This is a genomic window from Ensifer sp. ENS06 (assembly GCF_014852205.1).
GTDB lineage: Bacteria > Pseudomonadota > Alphaproteobacteria > Rhizobiales > Rhizobiaceae > Ensifer > Ensifer adhaerens.
Genome location: NZ_JACVBC010000003.1, coordinates 165054 through 186280 on the forward strand (window position 1 = coordinate 165054; position 21227 = coordinate 186280).

Annotated in this window: 19 protein-coding genes; 9 read left to right on the plus strand and 10 right to left on the minus strand. The window is 63.5% G+C overall.

Translation table 11 applies throughout. The annotated features are described in order from the left end of the window. Positions 1–19: 19 nt before the first annotated feature. Both IB279_RS14340 and IB279_RS14345 read right to left on the minus strand, forming a co-directional pair. Positions 20–2056, minus strand: a complete 2037-nt coding sequence (locus tag IB279_RS14340; RefSeq protein ID WP_246801948.1) for a type I secretion protein — start codon at positions 2054–2056, stop codon at positions 20–22. Between the two features lie 130 nt (positions 2057–2186). After that, complete coding sequence (locus IB279_RS14345) at positions 2187–3923, minus strand: hypothetical protein (RefSeq protein ID WP_113506101.1); 1737 nt, start codon at positions 3921–3923, stop codon at positions 2187–2189. A gap of 541 nt (positions 3924–4464) precedes the next feature. On the opposite strand from IB279_RS14345, the gene IB279_RS14350 reads away from it, so the two are divergent. The 4 genes from IB279_RS14350 to IB279_RS14365 all read left to right on the plus strand — a co-directional run bounded on the left by IB279_RS14350 (position 4465) and on the right by IB279_RS14365 (position 10597). Then, positions 4465–4947 carry a hypothetical protein gene (locus IB279_RS14350; RefSeq protein WP_051659098.1) on the plus strand — a complete coding sequence of 161 codons (483 nt, stop codon included), beginning with the start codon at positions 4465–4467 and terminating at the stop codon, positions 4945–4947. A gap of 161 nt (positions 4948–5108) precedes the next feature. Beyond that, positions 5109–6053 carry a DUF817 domain-containing protein gene (locus IB279_RS14355; protein ID WP_113506100.1) on the plus strand — a complete coding sequence of 315 codons (945 nt, stop codon included), beginning with the start codon at positions 5109–5111 and terminating at the stop codon, positions 6051–6053. 99 nt (positions 6054–6152) lie between these two features. Further along, entirely contained in the window at positions 6153–9209 is a 3057-nt protein-coding gene (locus tag IB279_RS14360; RefSeq protein WP_192339313.1) for an AsmA family protein, read from the plus strand. A gap of 122 nt (positions 9210–9331) precedes the next feature. Beyond that, a complete protein-coding gene (locus tag IB279_RS14365) occupies positions 9332–10597 on the plus strand; it encodes an alkyl sulfatase dimerization domain-containing protein (RefSeq protein WP_082566288.1) in 1266 nt (421 codons plus the stop codon). A gap of 128 nt (positions 10598–10725) precedes the next feature. Here the strand turns inward: IB279_RS14365 and IB279_RS14370 are convergent, their stop codons facing one another. Next, positions 10726–11283, minus strand: coding sequence for a methylated-DNA--[protein]-cysteine S-methyltransferase (locus IB279_RS14370; RefSeq protein ID WP_375292947.1), 558 nt, complete (start codon positions 11281–11283; stop codon positions 10726–10728). Between the two features lie 203 nt (positions 11284–11486). Here IB279_RS14370 and IB279_RS14375 point away from each other — a divergent pair, with 203 nt between their 5' ends. Then, positions 11487–12758, plus strand: a complete 1272-nt coding sequence (locus IB279_RS14375; RefSeq protein ID WP_192339314.1) for a GGDEF domain-containing protein — start codon at positions 11487–11489, stop codon at positions 12756–12758. A gap of 59 nt (positions 12759–12817) precedes the next feature. On the opposite strand, the gene IB279_RS14380 is transcribed toward IB279_RS14375, so the two are convergent. Together IB279_RS14380 and IB279_RS14385 are read right to left on the minus strand one after the other, a co-directional pair. Next, positions 12818–13462, minus strand: coding sequence for a LysE family translocator (locus IB279_RS14380; protein WP_060517700.1), 645 nt, complete (start codon positions 13460–13462; stop codon positions 12818–12820). Positions 13463–13547: 85 nt separating this feature from the next. Continuing rightward, positions 13548–14450 (minus strand): M23 family metallopeptidase, encoded by a 903-nt coding sequence (locus IB279_RS14385; protein WP_113506007.1) that lies wholly within the window; start codon positions 14448–14450, stop codon positions 13548–13550. A 113-nt stretch (positions 14451–14563) separates the two neighbouring features. Between IB279_RS14385 and IB279_RS14390 the strand changes: the two genes are divergently transcribed. Next, positions 14564–15052 (plus strand): Rrf2 family transcriptional regulator, encoded by a 489-nt coding sequence (locus IB279_RS14390; protein WP_034787539.1) that lies wholly within the window; start codon positions 14564–14566, stop codon positions 15050–15052. Between the two features lie 135 nt (positions 15053–15187). On the opposite strand, the gene IB279_RS14395 is transcribed toward IB279_RS14390, so the two are convergent. The 3 genes from IB279_RS14395 to IB279_RS14405 are packed head-to-tail and all read right to left on the minus strand — an operon-like array spanning position 15188 to position 16938. Continuing rightward, positions 15188–15595 carry a cupin domain-containing protein gene (locus IB279_RS14395; protein ID WP_113506008.1) on the minus strand — a complete coding sequence of 136 codons (408 nt, stop codon included), beginning with the start codon at positions 15593–15595 and terminating at the stop codon, positions 15188–15190. Between the two features lie 54 nt (positions 15596–15649). Next, entirely contained in the window at positions 15650–16402 is a 753-nt protein-coding gene (locus IB279_RS14400) for an SDR family oxidoreductase (RefSeq protein WP_113506018.1), read from the minus strand. Positions 16403–16458: 56 nt separating this feature from the next. Next, entirely contained in the window at positions 16459–16938 is a 480-nt protein-coding gene (locus IB279_RS14405; RefSeq protein ID WP_034787548.1) for a carboxymuconolactone decarboxylase family protein, read from the minus strand. 130 nt (positions 16939–17068) lie between these two features. On the opposite strand from IB279_RS14405, the gene IB279_RS14410 reads away from it, so the two are divergent. Beyond that, positions 17069–17974 carry a LysR family transcriptional regulator gene (locus IB279_RS14410; RefSeq protein WP_034787550.1) on the plus strand — a complete coding sequence of 302 codons (906 nt, stop codon included), beginning with the start codon at positions 17069–17071 and terminating at the stop codon, positions 17972–17974. A 12-nt stretch (positions 17975–17986) separates the two neighbouring features. Here the strand turns inward: IB279_RS14410 and IB279_RS14415 are convergent, their stop codons facing one another. Then, positions 17987–18472 (minus strand): Lrp/AsnC family transcriptional regulator, encoded by a 486-nt coding sequence (locus IB279_RS14415; protein WP_192339315.1) that lies wholly within the window; start codon positions 18470–18472, stop codon positions 17987–17989. 142 nt (positions 18473–18614) lie between these two features. Here IB279_RS14415 and IB279_RS14420 point away from each other — a divergent pair, with 142 nt between their 5' ends. Then, a complete protein-coding gene (locus tag IB279_RS14420) occupies positions 18615–19031 on the plus strand; it encodes a DUF2000 domain-containing protein (protein WP_113506010.1) in 417 nt (138 codons plus the stop codon). Between the two features lie 309 nt (positions 19032–19340). Next, positions 19341–20522 carry an MFS transporter gene (locus tag IB279_RS14425; protein WP_113506019.1) on the plus strand — a complete coding sequence of 394 codons (1182 nt, stop codon included), beginning with the start codon at positions 19341–19343 and terminating at the stop codon, positions 20520–20522. 77 nt (positions 20523–20599) lie between these two features. Here IB279_RS14425 and ycaC read toward each other — a convergent pair whose 3' ends face one another. Continuing rightward, positions 20600–21226 carry an isochorismate family cysteine hydrolase YcaC gene (gene ycaC / locus IB279_RS14430; RefSeq protein WP_034787558.1) on the minus strand — a complete coding sequence of 209 codons (627 nt, stop codon included), beginning with the start codon at positions 21224–21226 and terminating at the stop codon, positions 20600–20602. Between the last annotated feature and the right edge of the window lies 1 nt (position 21227).

Genomic DNA, 21227 nt, shown 5'->3' on the forward strand with positions numbered 1-21227 from the left:
CTATCCTCCCGCACTCCCATCAGGCGACCATGCTGTGCATGGGGTCGGCACTGGCCGTATCGATGCCGTGCCCATGGCTCGGCGAGATCTGATCCTGCGGCTGGTGGCCGAAATCCGGAGTGAGCATGTCGTCACCGAGAAAGACGACCGCTTCGCTGACCAGCGCATCCGGGTTCTGACTACCGAGATAGGGATCGTTCTTGACCAGCTCCGCCTGGATGAGCACCTCGTCCGAATAGGCGCCGCCGCCGGCATAGATCGTCTTGCCCGTATCGACATCGACGATCCCGCCATAGTTCAGCAGAGCATTCGAGCCGGTGGAAATGGTCCAGTCCGCATCCGGGCGCGCCTCGAGCGCGTTCATCGCCAGCGTCACCTGATCGCTGTCGCCGAGAATGTTGGTCTGCTGGATGTAGTTGAGGCTGATGAGGTCGCCGGAAATGTAGAGCACCCTCAGGCCATTCAGCCCGGCAAAGGCAGGATCATGCAGAAAGTCGTCGCCCGACGGCTTCTTGCCTTCCGACAGATCCTGCAGCGCTGACAGGTAACCGTCCGACATCGGATTGACCGGGCCTGCACTGCCAGCTTCGACGATTCCGGCATAGTTCCAAAGCAGGTTTCCGCCGGTCGAGACCGAACCGGCACCGCTGGTGTGAAAGCCGCCGACGGCACCGATCAGATCGTTGTCGAGAAGGATGTTCGTCTGCTGGATGATGTTGGCGTCGAAGACGCTGCCGCCGACGAAGATCAGGTCAAAGCGGTATCCGAGCTCCAGCAGCGATATCTGGTTGGCCGCCGTGTTGTCGCCACCGACGATCGAAAGCTTCGAGCCCGAAGCCGCGAGGATCGCCGTGTCCTGGTCCGACATGAAGGTAAACTGCTGCAACCAGTTCACCATCATCAGGTCGCCCTTGACCTCGGTGATGGCCCAGACCTTGGGGAAGTCGGCGGTGTCGGCATGCGTCGTCTGCGCCGGCTCGACATGTTTGAACATGGCGATGTTGAACGCCTGGGTAGCATGCTGCTCAATATTGTTGCCGCTCAGCGCGGAACTGACGAGGTCGCTGTCATAGTGGGTGTTGACCTGAACGATCGCGTTGAGTTCGACGTGGTCGCCGGCCACCGCCAGCACTTCGGCCTGCAGCCAGTCGCTGGTAATGACGACGGAGTTGACCAGCGTGTTGCTGCCCGCTTCCAGCTCAACCGAAGTGTCGACCGAGACGGCACCCTCGCCATAGGCGATGCCGCCCTCGACTTCGACCCCGTCGTTCGACAGTTCGGGCTCGTCCGGCGCATCGGAAGCCTCGTCCGGGTCCGGCAGGTGATCCTTGAGAACCGGCGCTTCCTCAACGATCACGCCGTTCACATAGATGCCTTCGAGCGTGCTGGCCCTGGCTGAAAAATGGGTGACGCTCAGCCCCCCGGCCTCCGCTTCGCCGCCGGTGGAGAATGCCTCAAGCCTCTCGGCCGTGCCGACAACGAGGCTGGCGATCGCGTCACTGGAGCCGGCGACATCCGTCTCGCCGAGCAGCGAAATATTCTGCGTCGCATCGATGAGTTCGGCCATCGTGGCGCTATTGTCGATCTGCAGGCTGGACGCCAGGCCATGCCCGCCGACACTGACGAAATCATTATCCGAAAGCTCGGCGATCTGGTTGCTGTAGACCACCACAGAGCCCGGCGGGTTGATGTGCGGCTCGACCACCTGCGTGGCCGATCTCGGCGATGCGCCCTGCAGGAAGGCTTCCGAGCTGGCGCGGCCAAAGGAGCCGCCAAAAATCGGGTATTCGGGGAAGGACACACCAGCATAACCGTCGGGTATCGGCATGAAGATGTCCGGTCCGACCGGCTTGTACGGGACGTCGGGGTTGAAGTCGTCGAGATCGTAAGGTGCGTGCACCTTGACCGGCGCAGAAACGAGCTCCTTCGGATCCTTGTGGACGTCACGATCCGGGTCGAACTTCTCATGGATTTCACGCAGACGCGCCTCTTCGGTAGAGAGTTCGAAGAGACCGATGAAATGGGCAATGGCCTCGGTGATCTTTGCGGAATACAAGGTCAGGCCCTCCTCTTGTCGTCGGCACTCCCCGCCAGCTTGGCGGGTCCTGCCTGACTGCGCGAGAGACTTCCCGCGCAGTCATTCTCGGGTCGATCCCGCGAGACGCGGATCGACGCCCCCTCACCGATCAGGTGTTGTCGTCGTCGCCAACGGCAGTGGTCGTGTAATCACCACCAACGACGGTCATGTCGATCGTGTTGCCCTGCAGGTTCGCGCCGAGCACGATCTGCTGGTTGAATGCGTTGGTGTCGATGACTGCGTCTGCCGAAGCCGAGGAGAGCCCTTCGACGAAGCTGTCGTCACCATTGTACGAGCCCCACATGCCGGCGCTGCCACCTGCACCGCCATCACCGTTCGTCGCGAAGCCACCCGCACCGCCGGCACCGCCGGCACCACCGAGAGCATGGCCACCGTAGGCATCGCCACCGTCGCCGCCGGCTGCCCACGAACCCGTGAGCGCGAGGCCGCCGAGGCCGTGACCACCGGTCGCTGCACCACCGGTACCGTCACCACCGGTCGAGTCACCCGTAGAGCCGCCACCGGCATAGGCATCGCCGCCACCGCCGCCGGCACCGCCGACGCCTGCACCGGCGCCGAAGCCAGCACCCGCGCCAAGACCAGCACCCAAAGCGCCGCCGCCGTCGCCAGCATCGCCGGCATCACCACCGTCAGCACTGCCGGTATCGCCAACCGCTACGCTGTTGCCACCGTTGCTGTCGCCACCGTCGCCACCGAGATTCAGGATTGGCAGGATGAAGCCGCCGGCATCGCCGCCGTCACCTGCATCCGAAGATCCTGCCGGGCCGCTCGTGACGTCGCCACTTGTGCCACCGTTGCCGGCACCATTGCTGCCGCCGTCGCCGCCGGCTGCCGCGCCGACACCAAGGCCGACACCGAGACCGAGGCCGACGCCGAGGCCGGCACCACCTGCACCACCGGCACCGGCTGTCGCCGTACCGCCATTTGCGTCACCGCTGGAGCTGCCGCCGCCAACGCCAACACTGGCTGCAATGCCACCAAGGCCGGCACCGCCGGTCGCATCGGCATTGTTGTCTGCGTCGCCGCCATCGCCGTCGCCAGCGCCGGCGAAGCCACCGACGCTATGGCCACCATCGCCGCCGTCGCCGCCGTTGGCATAGGCCTTGCTTCCGCCTTCACCACCGTCTGCGCCGGCCTGAATGCCGTCGCCCGAGCGGGCGTCGCCGGCATTGGCGTTGCCGTTCTGGTTAAGCGTGCCGCTGTTGTTGATGTCAGAGGCGCTATCGTCATCCGACATGATGGCGTTCTGGCTGAACACGTTGGCAACGTTGCTGTTGCCGTTCATCGAGCCGTTCAGGATGTCCTTGAAGCTCGTGTTCGCCATGCCGTGGATCGAGGAGTTGTCGATATCGGCAAAGTCGTCGTCGGACGGCTTGTAGCCGCTCAGATCGAGATCGACGTCCACGTCGACGGTCGTCTTGCTGTCGACGTCGACATGGGTGCTGTTTTCGTTGAGGTTGGCATTGAGGTTGGCGTTGCCATTGCCGTTCAGGTTGGCATTGCCATTGCCGTTCAGGTTGGCATTGCCGTTGCCGTTCAGGTTGCCGTTCCCGTTGGCATTGGCGTTGCCGTTACCATTGAGATTGCCGTTGCCGTTGAGATTGCCGTTGTAGGACTCGCTGTACTGCGATTGTCCCTGATCCTGGCCCTGACCTTGGTCCTGGCCTTGTCCCTGGTCTTGCCCCTGGCCCTGGCCTTGTCCCTGAAGCTGGCCTTGCAGCTCCGCCTGCAATTGTCCCTGACCTTGGCCCTGTCCTTGTCCCTGGTCTTGATCTTGAGACTGGCTGTCATCCCATGGCCACAGGATATTCTTGTCCTTACTCATGACGATTACCTCGAGTTGAGGCCGCGACAGCCGAGCCGCATTCTTCTCTTACGCGGATTTGGGCCATGCGCGGGCTACATGTTGGACTTGTTGAACTCAGTAACGGTGTTTTCCTCCGGGCGCCTAGTCGCCCATCTGTCGATACTTTGATCGCTTTTGTTGCCTCTCCCCTTACTTGGTCGAGAGGACCGGAACAGGTTCCCAACTGGGTATTCCATTCGATGCAGAGCTTGCCCAAAGGGGGCCTGAGTGCGTCCTGCTCGCCGGTTGCAGAGGAGACTCTGTCTAAAACCGACACGCATTGTAAGTTGTCAGTTCGGGCTAACCTTCGCGGGCTAGCGACGAGACGCAGAAACCTTCACCCGTGGGCTAGGCAAAATATGGCCGTCAACCGACGGCTGGCCACGCGCCGGAGAGGGCCAGAGCGCCGCATTTCCGGGCCTGCGCGACCATCGTCAGAACGAATTTACTGGACGCAGGAATGCAGTATTCTGACGAGCAGTGGTGTGGCATTTGGCAACCGGCGAGCACTGGAAGGCCCATGGCAAGATTTCACGAAATCCTCCTCTTAATCGGACAACTCAACTACACGTGGACGAATACGGAGAGTTTGCTCATCTACCTCATCGCCGGCCTCGCCCGGGTCGACAAGGAAACCGCGATCGTCATCTTCCTGACGCTGAACACGACGCGGGCCCGCATCGAACTCGTCGAGCGGCTGACCAAGATGGGAAAGACGCCTGCCGCGCAGCGGCAGGAAATTCTTTCGATTACCCAACAGCTTGGCCGGCAGGCAAAACTCCGCAACAAGTACAGCCACTGCATCTATTCCTTCGACGAAACCGGCGATCAGGCGAGCACGCAACTGATGGCGATCTTCGACAGCAAGGACACGATCAAGTACGGCAAGATCGAGCAGATCAACGAGGCGGAGATCGCGCGGATCAACGAGGTGATCGAGCAGTTGCAGGAGGTCAACCGGGAAATCTGGGCGATCGTCGACCGCTACGCCTTCCCGCGCTGATCACCCGCCACGAGCGCAGACGACGGCATGCCGCAATCCTGCTGCCGCCGCCGGTGGCGGATGCGCGGCAGCCACCTCCACACGGCCCGGTTTCCAGCCATCCACAATTCAACCGCATTGTCAGGCCATCGCAGCAGCGACGGCAGCAGGAGGCGATGCGGATGGTTGGACAACCCGAGGAGAGGCGGTTTACGAGCCTTGAGGCGCGCATCGACGCTGCGGCGCATGGCGTGCTCGACCGGCTTCCGGCAAGCGGCTTCCTTGGCGGCCTGACTGAATTTCTGGTGTTCGGCATCAAGCAGGCCTTCGCCTGCCTCTTCGGCGGCGCGATGCTGGCCCTGATGCTGGCAACGAAACTCTACTGGCCCGAAGGCAGTGGTCTCGCCCGCTACGACTTCCTGTTCCTGAGCGCCATCGCCATCCAGATCTCACTGCTCGTCTTCAAACTCGAGACCATCGCCGAGGCCAAGGTCATCCTGATCTTCCACGTCGTCGGCACGCTGATGGAAATCTTCAAGACCTCCGTCGGCTCGTGGATCTATCCGGAGCCAAGCTTCTTCCGCATCGGCGGCGTGCCTCTGTTTTCGGGCTTCATGTATGCCGCCGTCGGCTCCTATCTGGCGCGCGTGACCCGCATTCTCGACATGCGCTACAGCAACTATCCGCCGTTCATCGCGACCCTGCTTTTGGCCCTTGCCATCTATGTCAACTTCTTCAGCCACCACTACATCATCGACCTTCGCTACGCGCTGTTCGGATTGACCGCGATCCTCTTCCTTCGCACCACGGTGCATTATCGCGTCTTCCGCTTTCGCCACCGCATGCCGCTGCTCGTGGGCTTCCTGCTGGTCGCCCTCTTCATCTGGTTCGCCGAAAACATCGGCACCTGGTCGCGGGCCTGGATCTATCCCTCGCAGCATGCCGGCTGGACGCTGGTCTCCGTGCAAAAGCTCGGCGCCTGGTATCTGCTGATGATCCTGTCGTTCGTGCTGGTCACGCTCGTGCATCGTCCGCGCGCGGTTGCCGCTCCGGCAGCCGTGGCCGAGAGTACAGCCGTCGAGATGGGCGATGCAGCCGTCGCCGGAAAGGGTGTCGGCGCGCGATAGCGCAACCGTACGACGAGAAGGCAGATCGCCGCAGGAGTTGCAAAACGGCGCGCGCTGGAAAACGATACCGAATCAATCGCTTTCGCAACGAGGGGAAACATGCGGCGTTTCTTTCTTTGCCTGCTGGCGCTCGGCGTCCTCGCTGTCGTTTCAGTCATGATCCTGCCCAGCTTCGTTTCGAGCGACTGGATGCGCGCCGAGCTGGGACGGCAACTCTCGAACGCGACCGGCAGCGCGATCGCGCTCAACGGCCCGGTCAGACTTTCCGTCGTCCCGCATCTGGCGGTGGTGGCCGAAAACGTCTCGCTCGATGCCGACGGCATGACCGCCGAGATCGGCGAAGTCGCGGGCTCCGTGACGCTCTCCTCGCTATGGTCCGACCGCCTGCACGTGAGGGAAGTAAGGCTTGTACGCCCTGTCGTGGCGCTGCGGCCGAAGGCAGAGGCCGCAGCGGCTGCGCAAGACGGGGGAGCTGAGGCGGGACAGGCGAGCACGGGCGAAACGCGCGATCCGCTCGCCGCCCTCGTCGCCTTCCTCGAGAAAAGCGCCATCGACAAGATCTCGATCAGCGAGGGAACGCTGCGGCAGGAGGGCGCCGGCGGTTCGGTCGACGTCGTCAGCGATCTCGACCTTACGCTCGCCGTTCCGGATATCGATGGCGAATTGTCGCTCTCGGCCAGCGCCGGCGTCGATGGCCGGCGCTACGATGTCACGCTTGCCGTTTCGCCTTTGCGTCCGCTGCTCGAGCACAAGCCTGCCGAACTCAGCCTTTCCCTGGAGGCCGAGCCCCAGCTTGCGGCCGGGCTCACCGAACTGACCGCCAGCGGCCAGGTGGCGCTGAATGCCAACGGCGGATACCAGATCCGCGGCGGCAAGCTTACGATCGGCGACGAAGCGCTCGGGCTCGACGCGCTGTTCGTGCCGGGCAGCCGTCCGCGGTTCCTCGCCGACCTCAACGCCGAGCGGCTGGATCTGAGCGCATTTCTCGATGACGGCGAGACGGCCGCACCCTCCTCGCAGCCCGAGGAACCGGCAGGCCGGACGGACAAGGCCAAGGCAGCTGCAGGCCTGCAGGCGCTGGCCGGTTTTGACGCCGATATCAGCGTCAACGTCGGCGCCCTTGCCGTTGGTGACATTTCCGCATCCGACGTCGCGCTGGCGGCGACCCTCAAGGACGGGCAGTTGACCGGGCGGCTCGAGCATCTCGGCATCGACGCCGGCAGTGTTGCCGCCGATCTCGCCGCCGACGTCGGCGCCGCCGAGCCGATTTTCCAGGGCCGCGTCGTCAGCAACGGGCTCGACGTTTCCAAACTCGCGGCTCTGGCCGGCCAATCGGTACCGCTGTCGGGAACCGTGACGATGGACACGGCCTTCGCGTTTCGCGGACTAAGCGCGAACTCTGTGCGCAAGACGATCAACGTGACCGGCGGCGCAAGCCTGCGTGACGCGACCATCGTCATTCCCGGCATCGCCGATCCGGCCATGGCCGAGGTGAAGGCAAAGAAACTCGCCCTCAAGATCGAGGGCCTGGCCAAGCCAATGCGTCTTGCGGGCAGCCTCGTGTGGCGGGGCAAACCGGCCGAGATCGATCTTACCCTACCGGTCCGCGACCTGCTCATGGACGCCAATGCCCGTGCGGGCGACATCCCGCTGAAGCTCGACCTGCGCACGAAGGAAGCGACGCTTGCGCTGGATGGCAAGGCGGCGCTTGCGGGCAGCTACGCCGGCAAGGTGAACTTCGCGGCCGCAGACCTGCGGGCGCTTCTTGCCTGGATCGGTCAGGCCGACGCGGGCGGCATCGCACAATTCGCCTTCAATGGCGACGTGCAGGCAAGCACTGCCGGCGTTGCGTTCCAGAAGGCCACGCTCTCGGTCAACGGGGTCGAGGGAAGCGGCAACGGCGCGGTCGAACTCGGGACACCGCTCAAAATTTCGAGCGCGCTCCGTTTCAAGGAACTTGACCTCGCGCGACTGGCTGGCGCGCCTTCGGCCGCGCCGCAGGCGAAGGCCAAGGGCAAATCAAGCGGAGGCCCTGCCACGGATGCTCCGCTGGACCTGTCCGCGCTTCGCTCCATCGATGCCTCCATCAAGGTCGATGCCGAGAAGCTCGCCTACGGCAGCGTCGTCGCCGGGCCGGTCGCAACCTCCCTGAAGATCTCCGAGGGCATTGCGAACCTCGACATTCCGGATAGCCCCTTCTATGGCGGCCAGGTGGCCGCGAGCCTGACCGCCGACGGATCCGGCACGGAGCCGTCTATCGCCGTGAAGGCCTCGATATCGGGCGCCTCGGCCGCACCACTGCTCACCGACCTTGCGAACTTCAAGCATCTCGAAGGCGCGCTGCAGACGACGTTCGACATTGCAGGCGCCGGCGGCACGACCGGCACGCTCAAGCGATCGCTCAAGGGCACGGCTGAGGTCCGTTTCTCCGACGGCGCCATTCGCGGGATCGACGTTGCCGACGTCTACAACAATCTCGTCGGCCTGATGTCCTCCGGCTTCAAGCAGAACGACAACAAGGCGACCGGCTTTACCGAACTCGGGGCATCCTTTGCCATCGAGAACGGCGTTGCGCGCACCGACGACATCAAGCTCGTCGGCCCCCTCGTGCGGATGAGCGGCAAAGGCGAGGCAAACCTGCCGGAGGACCAGTTGAACTTCCGCCTCGATCCGCGCGTGGTCGCATCCTTGCAGGGCCAGGGTGCCGACATCGCCACCGAAGGCATCGGCGTGCCAGTCGTCATCGAAGGGTCGTTTGCCGCTCCGCGCATCTATCCCGACCTTTCGGGCCTTTTGAAAAACCCCGATGCCGCGCTTTCGACCTTGAAGAAGCTCGGATTGCCGACCGGCAAGCTGGGGCTCGATGAGCTTCTGTCCGGGGACGGCAAGGGAGGAAAGCTTCGCGACATCCTCAGCGGTGCGATCGGCAAGCAGCCGAAGGACGAAGGCAGCGAGCTCTCCATCGAGCAGATCATCGGCGGTGGCGGCACCGAGCCCGAGGCGGCACCGCCCGTCGATGGGCAAGTTCCGCCCGACACGGCGGTGGAACAGCCCGCGCCGGAGACGCCGCAGCCGGATCAGCAACCCGCTGCAGAAGCCGAGCCGCCGGCGCAGGACAGCGGCACCTTGGGCAAGCTGTTCAAGCTTCTTCAATGAGCGACCGTCTCAGATGATGCAGCCCAAAACCTGAGGCATGTCCACAAGACCACACGTGCCGGCTTCCAACCACGGCCGGCAATGCTAAAGCTGTCGGCGATTGCTTCGAGGACAGAAAGACCATGAGACACGATCCGTTGTTCGAGCGTCTGTGGGACGGCACGGCTCAGATGGAAGAATGGACCGCCGCGGTCTCGCACGGCGCCATCACCCATGTCGCCGACAACATCATCACCGTCCACACGACCTACTTCTGCGGCAGCGTGACGGCCATCCGTACCAGCGAAGGTCTGGTCCTGATCGACACCGCGAAGCCGGAAACGGCAAAGCAGACCCTCGACGTCATACGCTCCTGGGACGACAGCCCCATACACACCGTCATCTTCACGCATGGCCATATCGACCATACCAGCGGGATCACGGTTATCGACCAGGAAGCGGATGCGCGTGGGCTAGCGCGCCCGCGGATCGTCGCCCACCGCAACGTGAAGCGGCGGATGGAGCGCTACGAGGCTTCGCATGGCTACAACAGCATCGCGCAGAGCCAGCAGTTCAACAAACCGGGCTACATCTACCCAATCGGTCAGCGGCGACCGGACGCGGTCTATGACGATACCCTGTCACTGTCCGTCGGTGGCGAGCGGATCGAACTCTTTCATGGCAGAGGCGAAACCGACGATGCCACGTTCGTCTGGCTGCCGGAACGACGCGTCCTTGCGAGCGGCGATTTCGTCATCTGGGTGTTTCCGAACGCCGGCAATCCGCGCAAGGTGCAGCGTTATGCAGCCGATTGGGCGACGGCACTTCGGCGGATGGAGGCGCTCGCTCCGGCGGTCCTCATTCCCGGTCACGGTCCCGTCGTCTTTGGCGAAGAGCGCGCGGCCGAGATGCTGCGCCACGGGGCAGAGGCGCTCGAGCATCTCGTGCGTGAAACGCTCGCGCTCCTCAACAGGGGCGCCAGCCTCGACGCGGTTCTGCATGCGGTGAAGGTGCCCGAGGCATATCTGGGCAAGCCCTATCTGGCAGCGAAGTACGACGACCCGGAATTCCTCGTCCGCGGCATCTATCACTTCTATGCCGGCTGGTTCGATGGTGACGCGGCCCATCTCAAGCCGCCGAGGACTGCCGATCTCGCATCGGAACTGGCCGCTCTTGCCGGCGGCGCCGAAAAGCTTGCGGAGCGGGCCACGCACCTATCGGAGGCCGGGAATTTTCGCCTCGCGGTGCAACTCGTGGAATTCGCCAGCGCAGCCGCACCCGACGACCGGGCCATTCAGGCAATTCGGGCCGCGGTCCTGCGAAAGAGCATCGAGAACGAGAATTCGCTGATGGGGAAGGCCTTCCTCGCGGTTTACGCACGCGAGGCCGAGCAGCGCTCCAAAGGCTAATGCATGTCGCGCAAAACTGTGCATCGGTCTTGCGGCAACGAGACGCATAAAAACAAGAGCTTTGTCTGGCGTGTGAATCCTTTGTGACGCGACAGGCTTTGGGCGCCACGCGCTGGAGCAGCCTCACCTCAGAAGCCGAAAGACTGCTGTGCGGGCTTGGCCTGTTGCTCCTCCAAATGGACGCCTTCCAGTTCGAGCATGCGCGTCTTGGTGGTCGAACCGCCCGGCGCTGAAAACCCGCCGATCTTGCCGCCGGCGGCCAGCACCCGGTGGCAGGGGATGATCAGCGATACCGGGTTCTTCGCCATGGCCTGGCCAACATCGCGTGCTGCTTCCGGCCCGACACCCAATTCCTTGGCAAGCGCGCCATAGGTCGTGGTCTGGCCCCAGCGCAGCGCCCGCGCGGCCGCATAGATGCGCAGGAAAAATTCATCCTGGCCTTGCAGATCCACCGCGAAGCCGGAGAAATCAACCTCCCTGCCCTCGAAGTAGTGCCGCACGGCTTCCACCGCCGCCCGGATTACCGGCGTCGGCTCCGACGCCTCGCTGGAAGGCAGCCGCCGCAGCAACAGCCGCTCGGTCGCCTCTAGCGTGCCGGTCGGCAGTTGAAAGCGCGTGATGCCGACATCGTTCCAGGCGATGCCGCAGAAACCGGCCACGGTCTCAAAGATGAAATAACGATGCATCGCCTGACCCATCGGCCTCGCCTCCACTTGTACGTCTACCCTCAAAAATCGTGCAGGACGCCGCCGAATTCAACCCGTTTCCTGCCTACGCGACCGCCGTTTTGGCGCAGATTGCCCGGTGCCGGACAGGCCGCCGAATGCCGTCATTTGCGAAAGCTTTACGCTTGTCGGGCATGGTTTCGCGCGAACATCAGGAGACGATGGTGGACATCCTGCATACCCCGACGATCATGCTCAGTTCGTTCGTAACGCTGGTGATCTTCGCCGCTTTCTTCGGTTTTGCCTGGCGGCAGGAGCGCAAAAGCCTCGAACTGCTTCTGTGGTCCTTGGCCTTCGCCATCGGCGCAGTCGGCTTCGTCCTGTTGACGCTGCGCGGCGACGGCTACAACTTCATCACCATCTCGCTCGGCAACGCGCTCGCGGTGCTGGGGCTCGCGATGATCTGGCTGGGCTTGCGCGCCTTTGACAATCAGCCGCTCAAGATCGCCTCCGCGCTCATCGGGCCGCTCCTGTGGATCGTCGTCACCTATTCTTCAGACTATGTTCGCGAGAGCGTCACAAGCCGGATCGTGCTCTACTCGATCCTGATCTTCGCCTATTCGGCGCTGATCGCGCACGAGATCTTCCGCTCGGAGAATTTCCGCAAGCTCCCGAGCTCCTACATCGTCGCCTTCGTGTTCGCCACCCATGGCCTGCTCTATCTCGCCCGCATCCCGCTGATCCTGATCTGGCCGCTCGCCGGCAACACGGCCGCGGGAACTTCGCAGCCGCTCTGGTACCAGTTGCTGACCTTCGAGCTGTTTTTTCACAGCCTCGCCGGTGGCTTCGCCTTCTTCGCCATGGTCAAGGAGCGAACCCAGCAACGCTACAAGCTCGCCTCGGAGACCGATGCGCTGACGGGTGTGCCGAACCGCCGTTCGTTCCTTGCGCAGCTGGAGACCCATCTCGCCACGCAACCGGCCAAGGGAGCACTGCTCTATCTCGACATAGACCACTTCAAGGTGATCAACGATCGCTACGGCCATGCGGTGGGCGACCAGGTGCTCGTGGAATTTGCCGGGATCCTCTCGAAGGCCGTGCCGCGTGACGCCCTGATCGCGCGCATGGGCGGGGAAGAATTCGCCGCCTGCCTCCCGCAGGCGGATCGCGCCGACGCGATCGCCATTGCCGACAGCATTCGCACCGCGCTCGAAGCGCGCCGGCTGAGCACGACCAAGGGCGTGCTGTCGGCAACGGTCAGCATCGGCATTGCCTTTGCCGACCGGCACGAGGATGTGCACGCGATCATTTCCGCCGCCGACGCCGCGCTTTATGCCGCGAAGGCCGCCGGCAGAAACAGCGTTTGGTCGGAAGATCCGTCGGGCGTGCCGCAGTTTGCAGCGGGCTCGATCGCACCCGCCGAAGCGGCGGCGACGTTTCTATCATTAAGCCCTGCCAGAAGCAGTGCTGCGACACGGCGGCCCACCGGCTCCTGAACCTTCCGCATCCCGAAAACGAACGATCGGCCGGGCACCCCGTTATCGCGACCCGCCGCCTATCCGTTGACGCGCTTTACCAGCGCGAGCGAGGCAGCCGAGACAAGCAAGGCGCCGCCGCAGCCTCGTTCCATCCAGCGCCGCATCGACGAGGCGGCAAACTGCGTCGTCTTGAAGCCGACAAGAGCGTAACCGAACATGACGGCAAACTCGACGACGGTGAACACGGCGGTAAGCGCCAGGAACTGCGGCAGTTGCGGCGCGGCCGGGTTGATGAACTGCGGCAGCAATGCGGAGAAGAACAGGTAGGCCTTGGGGTTGGTGATGGCCACGATCATGCTGTGGCGGCAGATCGCGAGCGCGGATTCCGTGCGAACGAGATCGCCGTTTTCGGCGCCTTGCGTTTCCGCTTTCTCGGCTCTACCGGGCCGAAGCATCTTGTAGCCGAGCCAGGCGAGATAGCCGGCACCCGCATATTTGACGACCGAGAACCAGAACTCCGACGCGGCAAGGATGGCACCGAGGCCGGCTGCCACGGCGGCGATCAGGAAGAAGTCGGAAAGGAGCACGCCGATCATCCCGGCAACCGCCTTTTTCATGCCGAAACGAGAGCCATTGGCCATCGCCAGGATCACGTCCGGGCCGGGCGTGACCACCGCGATGAAGGTGACGGCCGCAAAGGCAGCCATGGTGCTGATGTCCATGAACGAACTCCTCCCGTGAGCGGCCTATCTTTGGCCGTTCAGATCGAACGTGTAAAGCACCGCCCGCTCAACCACGCATCGGTTCTCACCTGGCGAATTGCGCGTTGCGGGAAGGAACACGCCCGTCGAAGGACAGTTGAACAGCCTTTCCGGATCCGGCATCGACGGCATGAATGTGCAGATGCGGCTCCGTGCTGTTGCCAGAGTTGCCGACAGCGCCGATCGGATCGCCGGCGAGAACCCGCGCCCCGATCAAGGCGGTCACGCTCCCCTTGCGCAGATGCGCCAGTTCCACCCGCATGCCGTCGCAGGCAACGATCACGTGGTTTCCAGCCGGGTTGCCCCGATCCGCCTCGGGCGGGGGCAGGTCGGGCAGCCCATCCACTGCCGCGACGATCTCTCCCTCGCACGGGCTGACGACGGTCTTGCCGAAGATGGCGTAGTCGGCGGGATCCCTAGGCAACAGTCCGAACGCCCGGAAGCCGGTCTCGCCGATCGCCGTGATGTCGAGGGCATGCCGTTGCACCGGGTGATCGCTGTGATGATTGAGCACGCCGATGCCGCCGCCCTGAGCGACGACGAAGCGACCACCGGCCAGCGGAAACGATAGCCCGCGCGGATCGTGCCGCGCGCCGATGCCCCAAGCGACATAGGCGAGTGCTGCTCCGAAGACGAAAAGAGAGGCTACGGTCGGCACCAGGCTGCGCGCCAATGCTCCGCGATCCAGCGACAGCCAGGGCCGGCGCCAATGTCGGGGCAACGACACCAAAGATGCCGCGACCGCGAGCGCGGCCAGCGCCGCCCGGGTCCAGAAGCCGGCGATGTCCCAGCGGCTGAGAAGCCCTATCAGGGTGAGCAGCACAACGGTCTCTGCAAGCGCCAGCAGCCAGCCAAGCCGCGTCGGTTCATTCAACCGCCATAGTCGCCAGATGAAGGCAAGCGGCAGCAGGATGCTGAGAACAAGCAGAAAACCGACGACAACGACCATGATCCCTCCTGTTGCACATGACGGCGCTGTTTACACAGGGAAAAAATAGGGATATTTTTTGTCCTTAATAGATGCGGACGGCATCTGCCGGACGAAAAAGATCGTTAGAGCGTATGATCCTTAAGAGCCAAGTCGAATGGGCGTTGCACTGTTGCGCCATTCTCGCCGGCCTGCCCGAGGGCCGCTACCTATCGACCAAGGCGCTGGCCGAATTCCACGGACTTCCGAAGGAGTATCTGTCGAAGGCGCTGCAGAGCCTGTCACAGGCGGGCCTCGTCCACACGACCCTCGGTCCTTCGGGAGGCTACCGACTGGCGAAAGCGCCGGCGGAACTGACTTTCCTCGATATCGTCGAGGCGGTCGAAGGCAGGTCACGCACCTTCGTCTGCACCAATATCCGGGCTAACAATCCCTGCCGGGCGCCCGGTTACTGCGACGAGACCCCCTGTGCGGTGGCGCGCATCATGTGGGAGGCGGACGAAGCCTGGCGCGACAAGCTGCGAAGCGTGCGCCTGTCCGACCTGATGGAAATCCTCTCGAAGGAAATTCCCGCCGATCTCTCGAAGCGAAGCTTTGCCTGGGTGCTAGAACGCGCCGGATGAGCGGCGCCCGGCCGCCAGCAGGCGAAGCGTAGAGATAGGCCTGCGCCGGCAGATGCTCGGCAAGCTTGGCTGGCCCCAACGGTTGGGCCGAAGAAGGGCCGGCTGCGCGATTGGCAGCCGGCCCTTGGCATGGCGTCACTTCGTCATCGGAAAGGTCAGTTCCTTTTCGGCGGTGTCGACGACGAAGACCGCCAGCAGCTTGGCGGGCGCGGTCTTGCTGCCGTTGGCGCTGACGCCGTGACGGTCGCCCGGCATCTCGGAGAAGCTCTCGCCGGCCTTGTATTCCTTGACTGGACCATCATTGACCTGGCTGAGGATCGAGCCTTCGAGCACCGTCGCATAGATGAAGGCCGTGCTCGCATGGGTGTGCGCATCGGACGAGCCGCCAGGCCCGTATTCCACCAGAACGCCCTTGATGCTCTTGCCCGGAACGTTCGGCAATTCATGCTCATAGACGTGCGTCACCTTGGCAGCGTCACCGGCGACGGCGGTCCCGAACAGGGTTGCGGTAACGGCGAGGGTGGTGAGGAGAGACTTGATCATGTCGAAAATCCTTTCAGATGAGGGAGATGCGCGACGCGCGCGCCTCCTGTTCGGTTACTTGCGGGGTGCCGTTGCGAACCACTCTTCGAAGGTGATGCGGCCGAGGCGGGGATTGTTGTCGGAAACAAGCGAGCCATCCTCGAGCAGAGCGCCGAAATAGCGCGCCTCCCGGTCCGGCTCGACCTTGCGATTGTCGCCCATCGCCTTGAGATAGCGGGCGACGAGATCGCTGAGGCGCGAGCGCTCCGGACCCGCAATCTCGATCGTGCCGTTGACGGGATCGGCGAGCGCCACGTCGGTCATGGCATCGGCAACATCGTCTGACGCGATCGGCTGCACATAGGCCGGCGACAGGCGCACGAGGTCGCCGACGGTTCCCGATTGCGCGATCCCGCTCAGGAACTCCATGAACTGGGTCGAGTGCACGATCGTGTAGGGGATGCCACCGGCCTCGATCAGCTTTTCCTGCGCAAGCTTGCCGCGGAAGTAGCCGCTTTCCTGCAGCCGCTCGGTTCCGACCACGGAAAGCGCGATATGGTGTTTGACGCCGGCAGCCTTTTCGGCGGCAAGCAGATTGCAGCCCGACGTCTCGAAGAATTCGAGCACCGCCCTGTCCTCGAACGAGGGGGAGTTAGCGAGGTCGACGACGACGTCGCAGCCGCTGAGCGCTTCGGCGAGCCCCTCTTCCGTGATCGTATTTACGCCGGTGTTCGGGGAGGCGGCAATCACCTCGTGTCCGCGCTTGCGCAGGCGTTCGACCGTCTTCGAACCGATGAGGCCGGTTCCGCCGATGATGACGATTTTCATGGGATCCTCCATCGGCGGCGCCCATCGCGCCGCCGTGCATGACGGTTGCTGCGGGCTCAGTTGAGCCCGGCCTTGTCGAGCCCATAGAGCTTGTCGGCCGAACCGGGCACGGACTTGAACGCGACGCTGACGCGGTTCCAGGCGTTGATGGCCATGATGGAAAAGGTCAGATCGGAGATCTCCTTTTCCGAAAGCTGGCCGCGCACGCGCTCATAGAGTTCGTCCGGAACGCCGCCCTCGGGCAATTTCGTCAGCACCTCGGTCCAGGCAAGTGCTGCGCGTTCGCGCGGCGCAAACAGGTTCGATTCCCGCCAGATTGCCACGTGGTAGAGGCGCAATTCGCTCTCGCCGTGGATCTTCGCCTCCTTCACATGCATGTCGACGCAGAACGCGCAGCCGTTGATCTGCGAAGCCCGCAGATTGACGAGATCGCGGATTGTCTGCTCGATGACGCTGTCCTTCAGGCTGAGGCTGAAGTCGGAGATTTTCTTGAAGAACTCGGGTGACTGCTGGGCGTAGTTGAGGCGCTGGGTCATGGCTTTGCTCCTAATTAAGGACATCTGTTATCCTTATGGATACAAGATATCCTTAATCGATGGACAGTAAAGCGCGCCGGGGGTAAACTCGGCGCATAAGGCTTATGTCGAAACGTTTGGGGGAAGCCGGATGGACATCGTTTCTGCGCTCAGAGCCTTCCTGCGGGTGGCGGAGACCGGCTCGTTTTCCGCGGCTGCCAACGATCTCGGCCTGACCCAGCCGGCGGTATCACGCCAGGTCTCGGCACTCGAGGAGCACCTGAGCATGCGTCTTCTGCACCGGACGACGAATGCGCTGGCGCTGACCGCCGAGGGGGAACACATGATCCCGATGGCGCTCAAAGTTGTCGAGGCGGTCGATGCTCTGAACGAGGCTTCCTGCGGCGAGACCGGCCTCGTGGCGGGCCGCGTGCGGCTCACCGTGCCCGCGCCGCTCGGGCTCTATCTGAGCGATCGCCTGGCCGCCCTGCTCGCCCGTCATCCGGGGCTTTCCGTAGAGATGTTGTTTCGCGAGGAACCATCGGAACTGGTTGGGGAGGGCATCGATCTGGAGGTTCGCTTGGGTCCGGTGTCGGAGGGCGGCCTGATCTGCCGGCGGATCGGCTGGACGACCGCGTTTCTGGTGGCGGCACCCGACTATCTGAACCGGCGCCCCGCGCCAAAGATTCCCGACGACGTCGGGAAGCATGAATGCATCTGCTACAGCCGCGCCGGCGACGGCCGCCAGTGGACGTTTTCCGACGGCTCCGGCGACGTTTTCGTGCGCATCGCGCCCCGGCTCGTCGCCAACAGTGCCGTGGCCGTGCATCGCGCGGTGCTCGCCGGCAACGGCCTTGCGATCCTCTCCCATATCCTCGCCTGCCCGGACATCGAGGCTGGCCGCTTGGTCAACGTCATGCCGGCATTCCCGCCGGCGCGCCTGCCGATCAGCGTCGTCTATCCCTCGCGCAGAAACGTGCCGCTACGCGTGCGCACCGTTCTCGATTTCCTTGTCCAGGTGGTCCGGGAAGACCCGCTGATGGCCTCCGCCTCCTGACCGTGGTTTGGGTCAGCGCTGGCCGGCCGAGGCGCGCAGGGGCAGCCCGCCATAGGCCTTGATCTCCTTCAGCACGAAGGTCGTCTGCATCTCCTTGATGCACGGTAGGCGCCGCACGACCTTCATGGCAAAATCCGAATAGGAATCGAGATCGGCAGAGACGACCTGGAGGAGAAAATCCGCATCGCCGGCAATGCTGTAGCAGGCAACGACGCTGTCGAGTTTCATCACCTCCTCGGCGAAGGCGTCCGCCTCCGCCTCCGTATGGCTGTCGATCTTTACCCGGATGAAGGCGAGCACCCCAAGGCCAATTTCCCGGCGATTGAGTACCGCCATGTAGCCCTGGATGACGCCGTCGTCCTCCAGTTGCCGTACCCGCCGCCAGCAGGGCGAGGTCGACATGCCAACCTCCTCCGAAAGCGCCTGGTTGCTCAGGCGCCCGTCACTTTGCAGCGCGGTCAGGATCTTTACATCGGCGGGTGTCAGGGCGGCGGGCATCTTCTATCTCGTTTTCGGCAATACTGGAATGAATCTACCTTATCTTGATATTTTCTCGCAACATCCGAAAGAAACTACCCCGCCACACGGTCTACTCTCCCGGCCGACACAGCCTTTGAGAAACAGAGAGGAAACAGACCACGTGCTTCAGGACACCCGCCTCGCCATCATCGTCAATCCCGAACTGACACCCGGTCATCTCGCCAACACGATCGCCGCGATTTCCATCGGCATCGGCTCGGCGATGCCCGGCCTCGGCAACCAGCGGCTGACGGACAGCAGGCAGAACACCATCGACATCAGCTCCAACCGGCCCGTGCCGATCCTCCAGGCCGATGGCGCGACGATCCGTGCACTGCTCCTGAAGGCACTGCCGAAAGAAGACGATCGTGTCGTCGTGCCGTTTCCAGCCTTCGCGCGTTCGCTGCACAGCTATGCTGACTACGAGACGCAATTTCCGGAACGGGATCTCGGGCAGGAGACGATTGACGGCGTCGGTCTTGCCGGCGACCTGAAGTGGGTCAGATCGCTGACGGGATCGCTGAAATTGCTGCGATAGGACAAAAGCACGCGCAACGGCACAGCGGGTCGGGCCCCGCCGCTTCCGGCGTGTACATTTTTTTCACCGGAACCAGACCAATGTCAGGATTGGTGGCGACACATTCGCAACACCAACAGCCATTCGCTCGGAGAGGCAGCGCTTTCCGACTTGACGGCCTCTTCTCGCCTTGACGGGACCCGCCCTGCGCGACAAGCTCTGAAAACAATTTTCAGAATATCAGAATTCCTTCACATACCGCATCGGCTCGACGGCTCCCGCCGCTGCCGAGGGTGCATCGCGCGACACGCTATCCGGGGAACAATGCGCATGACCAACCAACGGCTCATCATGCTGATCTTCTTCCTGCAACCGATCGCCTTCGGCGCCTGGCTGCCGCGTATTCCCGACGTGCAGCAAAGGCTCGGCCTCGGCCCGGCGGAACTGGCGATCGCGCTACTCGGCATGCCCGTCGGCATTCTGCTGACCCTGCCGTTTGCCGGCCGTTTTGTCGCCTGGATCGGCGGCCGTGCGACCATCCTCTACGGCTTCGTCGTCTTTCTGGCGCTCGTCTGGCTGCCGACATGGGCCCCGAACATCGAGGTGCTCTTCGTGGCGCTCGCCATCGTCGGCGCAGCGCTGACGACGCTCGAACTCGGCCTCAACGTCGAGGCCGACGCGATCGAGAAGCACTCCGGGCAGCTGATCATGAGCACCTGCCACGGCTTCTGGAGCCTCGGCATCATGACCGGCAGCCTGGTTGGCGTCGGCTTCGCGGCGCTGCACGTGGCACCGGAATGGGCGGTGCCGCTGACGGCCGCAGGCATGTTGCCGATCAGCGTCTACTTCGCCCGGAAGCTGCCGCTCCTAAAGACCGGCGAGGCCGCAGCTGCCGAAGCGTCGCCCTCCAGACGCAAGCTGCCGGGCTGGGCATTGCTTGGCGTCTGCTTCTTCGTCTTTGGCATCACCATGACCGAAGGCGCCGTCGCCGACTGGTCGGCGGTCTTCCTGCGCGACATCTTCGGGCTTTCCAGCGCCAGCGCCGGTTTCGGCTACTCGATCTTCGCCTTCATGGTGGCTGCCGGGCGCTTTGCCGGCGACCGGCTGAAGGCGAGCTACGGCCCGGTCGCGGTGGCACGTGCCTGCGGTATCGCCAGCATTAGCGGGCTCATTCTCGTGGTGGTAAGCCCCGCCGCCTGGGCAGCACTTCTCGGCTTTTCTGCCATGGGCTTCGGCGTATCCGTCGGCTTTCCCTTCGCCGTCACAGCCGCTGCCGACCAGAAGGACCGGCCGGCGGCCGCGAGCGTCGCCATTCTGTCCTTCATCGCGCTGCTCGGCTTCCTGTTCGGGCCGCCGCTGATCGGCCTGATTGCCGAATACAGCGACATGCGCTTCGGTCTTGGCGTGCTCGTGCCCTTCCTCGCCGTCAGCCTGCTCTTGACCGGCCGGCTCAAGCCCGCGGCCCGTCTGGACGTACAAGACGACGCCCAGCAGGCCGCCAGCCGCGCATAAAGGCCACGGCAACAGACAACACGAAAAGCCCCGGCCATCCCAGGCCGGGGCTTTCGTCGTTCATCGTCTGGCGTGTCTTACTTGCGCGCCGCCATGGTGTTGTAGCTGGTTATGAGGTTGCGGTAGTCCGGGATGTGGTTCGAAAACAGCGTGCCGAGACCCTCGATGTCGTTGCGCCAGTCGCGATGCAGCTCACAGGCAACGCCGAACCAGGTCATCAGCTGAACGCCGGCGGCGGTCATGCGCGACCAGGCGGAATCGCGGGTCACCTCGTTGAAGGTGCCGGAAGCATCCGTCACCACGAAGACCTCGAAGCCTTCCTCGATCGCCGAAAGCGCCGGAAACGCCACGCAGACCTCGGTCACGACGCCGGCGATCAGCAGCTGCTTCTTGCCGGTGGCCTTCACCGCCTTGACGAAATCCTCATTGTCCCAGGCGTTGATCTGGCCCGGACGGGGAATGAAGGGCGCATCGGGAAACTGTTCCTTCAGCTCCGGAACCAGCGGGCCGTTCGGGCCATCCTCGAAGCTGGTTGTGAGAACCGTCGGCAGCTTGAAGTACTTGGCGAGATCACCGAGCGCCAGAACATTGTTCTTGAACTTGTCCGGGTCGAAGTCGCGCACCAGCGACAACAGGCCGGTCTGATGGTCGACGAGCAGGACGGCAACATCATCCTTGTTGAGGCGTACGTAGGGCTTGGTCATC